1 protein-coding gene is annotated in these 401 nt (G+C 73.1%); it reads left to right on the top strand.

Annotated elements, in window-relative coordinates; all coding sequences use genetic code 11:
- Window positions 1–137: 137 nt before the first annotated feature.
- Window positions 138–401 (top strand): hypothetical protein (locus tag D455_RS34895; protein WP_206539274.1); only part of this gene is annotated, 264 nt, incomplete at its 3' end.

A 401-nucleotide genomic window follows, 5' to 3' on the forward strand; every position in this document is an offset into this window, starting at 1 on the left:
GCTCCTGCGATGGCACCAACAGCGAGTGGGTCCTCCAGCGCCGGGTAGCGGTGCTGTCCCCGGTGGTGAGGGTTGGCGACGGTCGCACCAACGGCGGCGGGTGTCTGGGGGCTGCGCCCAACGCCTGAGGTGTGCGGATGGCCGGGCTCTGCTGCGTTGGCACCAACGGCGAGCGGGTCCTCCAGCGCCGGGTAGCGGTGCTGTCCCCGGTGGTGAGGGTTGGCGACGGTCGCACCAACGGCGGCGGGTGTCTGGGGGCTGCGCCCAACGCCCAGGCCGCTGATGGTGGCGGTGGCGACGTCGGCACCAACGGCGAGAGCGGCCTTGGGAGGGCAACCAACGCCTGGGGTTCGGGGATGGTTGCGCGCTCCTGCGGTGGCACCAACGGCGGCGCAGCAGCG

Origin of the sequence: Nocardiopsis halotolerans DSM 44410, from assembly GCF_000341065.1 — a bacterium.
Taxonomy (GTDB): Bacteria; Actinomycetota; Actinomycetes; order Streptosporangiales; family Streptosporangiaceae; genus Nocardiopsis; species Nocardiopsis halotolerans.